Annotated in this window: 7 protein-coding genes and 1 tRNA gene; 5 read left to right on the top strand and 3 right to left on the bottom strand. The window is 68.9% G+C overall.

The window, feature by feature from the left end:
- Positions 1-191: 191 nt before the first annotated feature.
- Positions 192-1,007, top strand: a complete 816-nt coding sequence (locus ACPYOG_RS10740; RefSeq protein ID WP_481294219.1) for a hypothetical protein — start codon at positions 192-194, stop codon at positions 1,005-1,007.
- A gap of 163 nt (positions 1,008-1,170) precedes the next feature.
- On the opposite strand, the gene ACPYOG_RS10745 is transcribed toward ACPYOG_RS10740, so the two are convergent.
- The 3 genes from ACPYOG_RS10745 to ACPYOG_RS10755 form a co-directional block, all read right to left on the bottom strand.
- Positions 1,171-1,262 (bottom strand) — tRNA-Ser (locus ACPYOG_RS10745).
- Positions 1,263-1,330: 68 nt separating this feature from the next.
- Positions 1,331-1,987 carry a DUF2510 domain-containing protein gene (locus ACPYOG_RS10750; protein ID WP_481294220.1) on the bottom strand — a complete coding sequence of 219 codons (657 nt, stop codon included), beginning with the start codon at positions 1,985-1,987 and terminating at the stop codon, positions 1,331-1,333.
- Entirely contained in the window at positions 1,984-2,307 is a 324-nt protein-coding gene (locus ACPYOG_RS10755) for a hypothetical protein (protein WP_481294221.1), read from the bottom strand. The genes ACPYOG_RS10750 and ACPYOG_RS10755 overlap by 4 nt, the downstream gene beginning before the upstream one ends.
- 139 nt (positions 2,308-2,446) lie before the next feature.
- On the opposite strand from ACPYOG_RS10755, the gene ACPYOG_RS10760 reads away from it, so the two are divergent.
- The 4 genes from ACPYOG_RS10760 to ACPYOG_RS10775 form a co-directional block, all read left to right on the top strand.
- The gene (locus ACPYOG_RS10760; protein WP_481294222.1) at positions 2,447-4,039 is read left to right on the top strand and encodes an APC family permease; all 1,593 of its coding nucleotides are present in this window, start codon (positions 2,447-2,449) and stop codon (positions 4,037-4,039) included.
- 106 nt (positions 4,040-4,145) lie between these two features.
- A complete protein-coding gene (locus ACPYOG_RS10765; protein ID WP_481294223.1) occupies positions 4,146-4,958 on the top strand; it encodes an urea amidolyase associated protein UAAP1 in 813 nt (270 codons plus the stop codon).
- Positions 4,955-5,698 carry an urea amidolyase associated protein UAAP2 gene (locus ACPYOG_RS10770; protein WP_481294224.1) on the top strand — a complete coding sequence of 248 codons (744 nt, stop codon included), beginning with the start codon at positions 4,955-4,957 and terminating at the stop codon, positions 5,696-5,698. The genes ACPYOG_RS10765 and ACPYOG_RS10770 overlap by 4 nt, the downstream gene beginning before the upstream one ends.
- On the top strand, positions 5,695-7,662 hold a 1,968-nt coding region (locus tag ACPYOG_RS10775), incomplete at its 3' end, for an ATP-binding protein (protein WP_481294225.1). The genes ACPYOG_RS10770 and ACPYOG_RS10775, both read left to right, overlap by 4 nt.

A 7,662-nucleotide genomic window follows, 5' to 3' on the forward strand; every position in this document is an offset into this window, starting at 1 on the left:
GGGTGGATTGGGAATGCCAAGAGCGGACCGACAAGCACTGGGCGCATTTAGCTCGCCCTGCCGGTCTCGATCGACTTTCGGCATGCCGCTGCCCCGCAAATGCGAAAGTTCGTCGCCTTCCTGAACCACGCAGCGCAGATGGCCTATGGTTTCAGCAATGTTCAGGATGACGAAGCACTGAAGAGGCCACTGTGGTCCAGTCTGTAGACGATGTCGACCTGCTGAAGCGGACGGCTGCATACTGGCGATCTTTGCTGGAACGGTTTCAACAGTCGATCCAGACCGTTCCAGACTCGACCACCGCATACGCTGCCGATGAAGCGACAGTGCCGGGGGTGAACGGCGTTTACGCGCAGTCGATTGGTTTGATAAATAACGCGTTCGACGCTGTGCTTGCAGTGGGTAGTTTGTGGGACATGGACCAATTTCATGTACCCGCCGACTACGTCTTGCTGAGGTCCGCCTTTGACAACGCGCTCCATGCGATTTGGTTGCTTACCCCGAACGAAGCGGTGACGAGGATGCAGCGTGCTTGGGTGGCCGCCCGAACCGGCCCTCAAAAGGCGGCGACCAGTGCAACAAAGGCGATCAGACGGAATCCGACGCGCGCTTCCCGTGATCAACTCGTCGCGGAAGCCCGCGCAGCCAAAGCCGCGTTGAACGCAATTGATGCCGAGTTCGCATCCGTCGGCGTCGAGTTCGATTCAGGACTGCAAGCCGATGTTACGAGCATCGCGGAGGGCATCGAATCGGAGCCGTGGTACACGTTGGCCAACAACCCCGACGCCGGGGCCGTCCGGCTTTGGTTTGATCTCAGTGGGCTCGCTCATGGGGAGCGCGCACATATCGCCAGGCTTCGCACGGTTGAGGCCACCGTTGGGCACATCCGAGTCAGCATCCCGGATCGCCACAAACTGAGCCAGGCTGCCGGCTTGATTACCACATTCCTCGAGCAGGCGTTGAACCTCTACTACGAACGGAGCGACTTCGCTGGGCTGACCGATTAGGGCTCAGCCACGCGTGCGGGCCGCCTTCACAAGAGCCAACAATGTTGCCATTTGTCGAGCCATTGGATGTCGGACGCCCCACATAGACCGTGAAGCCTGTGGGGTTTGTGTGGGGGCTAGCCGACTCGGCAGGTTAAAAAACACCGCTGACCAGCACGTTTATTGGCGGAGACGGAGGGATTTGAACCCTCGGTCCCCTTACGGGGACTCCACCTTAGCAGGGTGGTGCACTAGGCCGAACTATGCGACGTCTCCAGCGCGACCGCGAGCGGACGCACGAGAGCCATCATAACGGACGATCCCGGCCGACCCGAATCCGGTCGTCAGGTGCCGGCGGGCAGGTGCTGGGTGATCGTGTCGAGCATCTGGGTGACCAGCATGACGGACCAGATCGTCGCGAGGACGATCGTCACCGCGGCGACGGCGATCGAGACCCACATGGGCGCGGCCCCGCGGCCACCGGCCACGCGGCGGACGATGACGGTCCGGCCGATCGGGTACACGACGGTCGCGAGGAACGCCCACGCCCAGTGGAAGGGACGGTCGACGCCCCGGCGCCCCAACTCGCGGTAGTCCAGCCACGCAGACACCACGATCGCGGCCTGCAGCAGCCAGGAGAAGGCGATGACCACGAAGTAGATCGGGCCGCCGAGCATCGCGATCGGGTCCCGGTTCATGACCGCGGAACCGTCCGGTGTCACCCGGAACCTCAGCTGAGGATGGATGAGGAACAGCTCGATGCCGACGAGCAGCGGCAGCAGCGCGACCAGCCAGATCCACACCGTGTAGACGGGGGTGTCCGGCGGAAGCTGCCGACGCTCGGGGGTCACGTACGGTGCACCGGAGCTCGCGCCGGGATACGGCGCCGGAGCGAGCTGCTCGCTCCAGCGGATGCCGTCCCACCAGCGGAGCACTCCGGAGCCGTAGGGGTCCGGATACCAGCCGGGCGGGGGCGCGGAACCGTCGCCCGCGTGCGTCACGAGTCCTTCCCGACCGCAGGCTCCCCGACGAACTGGTGCGCCTCGGCGGCGAGCTCCGGCCAGTCCTGGGAGTCGGTGATCCGCACCCAGGCGCCCTTCGCCTCGCTGCGCCCGGCCGCGATGAAGGTGGCGACTCCACGCTCCGCGAGGTCGTCGGCGCGCTGCTGCGGGAGGTCGACGGCGAGCTCGGTCCCATCCAGGTAGGCGAAGAGCCGCCCGTGCACGTGGAGGCCGGTCGCGGTGACCGACACATCCAGGTCAGGGTCCTCCAGCAAGTGGGCCGCGAGAAGCTCGAACGATGGTACGTGGCTGTCGGTCATGCAGGTCCTCCCGATCGCATGCTACGAAACCTGAACTTAACACGCGAGTAATCGGGGGGCAACGGCGGGCATCGAGCATTGCATCAACGCACCTGTCACTTGACAGGTATTGGATGCTCCACCTGCGGAAGGTGTTCCCATGAGTGCTCTCGATCCACAACCGCTTCCCCCGTCCGGCTACGCGCAGGAGCTGCGCCACGGTGTCGGCTCCTTCTCGTCGTTCGCGGCGGGCTTCTCGTTCGTCTCCATCCTCACCACGGTCTTCCAGCTCTTCGGGCTCGGCTTCGGCTTCGGCGGGGCGGCGTTCTTCTGGACGTGGCCCCTCGTCTTCGCGGGCCAGCTGCTCGTCGCGCTGAACTTCGCGCAGCTGGCGGCGAGCTGGCCGATCTCCGGCGCGATCTTCCAGTGGTCGAGCCGGATGGCGGGGACGACGTTCGGCTGGTTCACCGGCTGGGTGATGATCATCGCCCAGATCCTGACGGTCGCCGTCGCCGCGATCGCGGTGCAGGCGGTGCTCCCCTCGATCTGGGACGGGTTCCAGATCGTCGGCGGGCCGGGCGCGGACCCGTCGCTCACCTCGGCCACCGGCGCCCAGAACGCGGTCGTGCTGGGCCTCATCCTTCTCGCGATCACCACGCTCGTGAACATCGTCAGCGTGCGGCTGATGGCGATCACGACGAGCGTCGGGGTCCTCGTGGAGATCATCGGAGTGGCCGTCGTCGTCGTGGCCCTGTTCCTCCTGCCCGGGCGGAGCGCGTCGGTCGTCTTCACGACGCAGGGCGCGGCGCCCAGCGACAGCCCGTACATCTGGGCCTGGCTGGCGTCCTCGCTGATGGCGGCTTATGTCCTCGTCGGCTTCGACTCCGCCGGTGAACTGGCCGAAGAGACCCATGCTCCGCGCCGCACCATCCCGAAGACCATCGTGCGAGCGGTCGTCGTCTCGGGACTGGGCGGTGCGCTGCTGATCGTCGCGACACTCGTCTCCGCGCCCAGCCTCACGGACGGAAAGCTCACGGCCGGCGGCATCGCCTGGGTCGTCACCGAACGGCTCGGCCCGGTGCTCGGCCGGCTCATCCTGGTCGCCGTGGTCGTCGCGGTGTTCGCCTGCACCCTCGCGGTGCAGACCTCCGGCTCCCGGATGCTGTACTCGATGGCGCGCGAGCGGTCCCTCCCGTTCTGGCGGACACTCGCGAAGGTGTCGCCGCGCACCGGGACCCCGATCGCCACCAGCATCGTGGTCGGTGTGGGCGCGGCACTGGCCCTCGCGATCAACTTCGGCCAGAGCGCGATCTTCACCGCTCTCTCCAGCCTCTGCATCGCCATGCTCTACATCGCCTACCTCGGCGTGACGGTTCCCCTGCTCGTCACCCGGCTTCGCAAGGGCGGGGCCGGGATGCCGTCCGGCGTGGATGAGAGCGGCAAGCGGACGTTCACGCTCGGCCGCTGGGGCATCCCGTTGAACATCGTGGCGGTGCTCTACCAGGTCGGGATGATCGTCAACCTCGCCTGGCCCCGCCCGGAGATCTACGACCTCACCGGCAAGACGTGGTGGCTGCAGTGGAGCGCCGTGCTGTTCATCGGCGTCACCCTCGTGGCGGGCTACCTCGTGCACCTGCGCAACCGCGCCCGCGACAGCGCGATCCAGCTGGGGCACCTCCCGGTGACAGCCGAGATGCCGGTCGTGGCGGACACGCCCGCGCCCGGCGGCTCGGTCGCCGAGTCGCTCGCCTGAGACAGTCGCTCGCCTGAGACATCGCACCAACCGCACCGCCTGATCGACAGCACGGATAGGAAACCCCGCACCATGCCCTCCCTCGCCGACCTCCACCAGACCGACAGTGTGCGCGTCGCAGGCGGACGCCCGGGCCCAGGCCGCCCTGACCTCCGAGCACCGGCCGTTCCGGCCGGCGTCGACGTCGCCGCACATCCCCGGCGGCGTCGACCCCGGCGCGCTCACCTGGGCCGAGACGATCGCACCCGGGGGCTACACGCACAAGGTGCTCGCCCGGGGCACGCGGATCCGCTTCGACGATCCGAGCGGACTCGCGTGCGCGAACGTCCTCCTCTATAACGCGCTGGAGCCGTGGGAACGGCTCAATGTCGCCGACACGCTGAAGATCCCCTGGCAGGCGTACCTCGGGGAGGGGCACCCGCTGCTCTCCGGCGAGGGCCGCATCCTCGCGACGGTCTCGGCGGACACCTCCGGGCGGCACGACGCCTTCTGCGGCACGACGACGGATGCGTTCTCGGCCCAGAAGTACGGATCGTCCGCTCCGCAGGGGCCGTCACCGTCGGGGCGGGCCCTGTTCACGCTCGCGGCGGCGAAGCACGGGCTGACGCCCCGGGACCTCCCGCCGAGCGTCTCCTTCTTCCAGGGCGTACGGGTCGAGGAGGACGGGGCTCTGACGTTCGTCGGCTCGGCCGGTCCCGGGACCTTCGTCGAGCCGATCGCGGAGCTGCCGCTCCTCGTCCTGGTGGCGAACGTGCCGCATCCACTCGACCCGGAAGAGGACTACGTCGTCGGGCCGCTGCGCATCCACGCCTGGCGGGGAGCTCCGACCGGCGAGCACGACCCGCGGTTCACCTCCTCGCCCGAGCTGAACCGCGCCTACCTGAACTCGATCGACTACGCGGAGGCGCGAGGACTATGACCATCACGACCACCGTCCGCACCGCGGGCGACCGCACCCTGCGGACGACCGTCCCCGTCGCTCCGCCCTTCGCCGACGGGACCGTGCTCGACCCCGCCGGCCCCGCCGTCGCCGGAGCCGTCGTCCGCGACGACACCGTCGCTCCCCTCGCGCCCTGGTCGGCGATCGTCCCGGCCGGTCACGTCCTCACCATCGTGGATGTCGGCGGCAACCAATCGGCGGACTGCCTGATCTACGACGCGCACGAAACGGACGAGCGCTACTCGGTGCCGGACACCCTCGCCTGGCAGGGCAACGCCTACATCCGTGAGGGGTCCGTCCTCCGGTCAAACCTCGGGCACCCGCTGATGACGGTGGTCGCCAACGAGATCGACCGCCAGGACACGATCGGCGGCGCGTGCTCCAAGGAGTCGAACACCCTCCGCTACGGCCAGCACACCGAGTACCAGCATGGATGCCGTGAGAACTTCCTCGCCGAAGCCTCCCGGTACGGTCTCGGCGCGCGCGACCTCGTCTCGAACCTGAACTGGTTCATGAACGTGCCCGTCGAGGCCGACGGCGCCCTCGGGATCGTGGACGGGCTGTCGGCTCCCGGCAAGCGCGTCGCGATCCGGGCCGAGCGGGATGTGCTGGTCATCGTCTCCAACTGCCCCCAGCTGAACAATCCCTGCAACGACTTCAACTGCACGCCGCTGCGGATGATCGTCACCGCACCGACCACCCGAACGGATGCCGCATGAGCGCCTTCGACACCGTCCTGATCGCGAACCGCGGCGAGATCGCCCGGCGGATCATCCGCACCGCACGCGACCTGGGACTCCGGACGGTCGCGGTGTACTCCGACGCGGACCGGGCCGCCCCGCACGTCCGTGAAGCGGACGAGGCCGTGCGACTGGGCCCGGCGCCGGCGCGCGAGTCGTATCTCGACATCGACGCGATCCTCGCGGCCTGCCGCCGCCTGGGCGTGGGCGCCATCCATCCCGGGTACGGCTTCCTCTCGGAGAACCTGGACTTCGCCCGGCGGGTCGAACAGGAGGGCCTCGCGTTCATCGGGCCGACGCCCGACCAGATCGCCGCCTTCGGCCAGAAGCACACCGCCCGCGAGCTCGCGTCCCTCGCCGGTGTCCCGATGCTCGAGGGCACGGGCCTTCTCGTCGATGCCGACGAGGCCGTGGCCGCCGCCGAGCGGATCGGCCTGCCGGTCATGCTCAAGGCCACCGGCGGCGGGGGCGGCATCGGGATGCACGCCTGCAGCACCGTGGAGGAGGTGCGCGACGCATTCGATCGGGTCACCCGCCTCGGCGAGAAGAACTTCGGCTTGGCCGGCGTCTTCCTCGAGCGGCTGGTGCGACCCGCGCGTCACGTCGAGGTGCAGCTGTTCGGCGCCGGAGACGGGCGGGTGGCCGTCATCGGCGACCGCGACTGCTCCCTGCAGCGCCGCAACCAGAAGGTGATCGAGGAGGCGCCGGCGCCGGCGCTTCCGGATCGCATCCGCCGGCAGCTGCACGAGTCGGCGCAGGCGCTCGCCGCCTCCGTTGACTACCGGTCGGCCGGCACCGTCGAGTTCGTGTACGACCCGCTGCGCGAGGAGGCCTCCTTCCTGGAGGTCAACACCCGCCTGCAGGTCGAGCATCCGGTGACCGAGGAGGCGTACGGCGTCGACCTCGTCGAGCTCATGCTGCGGCTCGCCCGCGATGGCGCCGACGGAGTCGACCCTGCGATCTTCACGACGGCCTTCGAGGCCTCCGGATCGGCGTTCGAGGCGCGCGTCTATGCCGAGGACCCCTCGAATCACGGCCTCCCGAGCTCCGGGCTGGTCACGCAGGCCGTCTTCCCGGGATTCGGCGCTCCTGCGCTGAGCGGCGTGCGCGTCGACGGCTGGATCGAGACCGGACTCGACGTGTCGCCCTACTACGACCCGATGCTCGCCAAGGTCATCGCCGCCGGGCCGACCCGCGAGGATGCGCTCGACCTGCTGCGGGAGGGATTGGATGCGAGCCGCGTCGACGGAGTCGTCACCAACCTCGGCCTGCTCCGCTCGCTGACGGACGACCTGACGTTGCGCTCGGCCACCCACTCCACGTCGACCCTCGATGTCACCGCCGACCCCGATCCGCGCATCGAGGTGATCGAAGCGGGCGCGATGACGACCGTGCAGGACCTCCCCGGCCGAGTCGGTTACTGGCAGATCGGCGTGCCCCCGAGCGGCCCGATGGATGCGGTCTCGCTCTCCGAGGCGAACCTCGCCGTCGGCAACCCGGCCGGCGCACCGGCCCTGGAGATCACGGCGACCGGCCCGACCCTCCGCTTCACGGCGCCGACCCTGATCGCCCTCGCGGGTGCGCCCATCCCGGCTCTCCTCGACGGCGAGCCGGTCGGGCTGTGGGAGCCGATCGCCATCCCCGCCGACTCCACGCTCGAGCTCGGGACGACTGCCGGACCGGGCCTGCGCACGTACCTCGCCGTGCGCGGCGGAATCGACGTTCCCCTTTATCTGGGGAGCGCCTCCACCTTCACCCTCGGCGGGTTCGGCGGACATGCCGGCCGCGCGCTTCTCTCCGGCGACGTGCTGCGGCCCGGGTCCCCGGACTCGGATGCGCCGCATCCCGCGCTTCCAGCCGGCACCCGGCTCAGCACCGTGCCGGGTCCGACCCCGCTCAACCGCCGTCCGGCACTCACCTCGAGTTGGCAGATCGGCGTGACC

The sequence above is a fragment of the Leifsonia sp. HAY1-4F genome (genome assembly GCF_056755275.1).

Coding starts and splice junctions, on each gene's coding strand:
- ACPYOG_RS10755 (WP_481294221.1), bottom strand. CDS start 2,307: ATGACCGACAGCCACGTACCATCGTTCGAGCTTCTCGCGGCCCACTTG.
- ACPYOG_RS10760 (WP_481294222.1), top strand. CDS start 2,447: ATGAGTGCTCTCGATCCACAACCGCTTCCCCCGTCCGGCTACGCGCAG.
- ACPYOG_RS10770 (WP_481294224.1), top strand. CDS start 4,955: ATGACCATCACGACCACCGTCCGCACCGCGGGCGACCGCACCCTGCGG.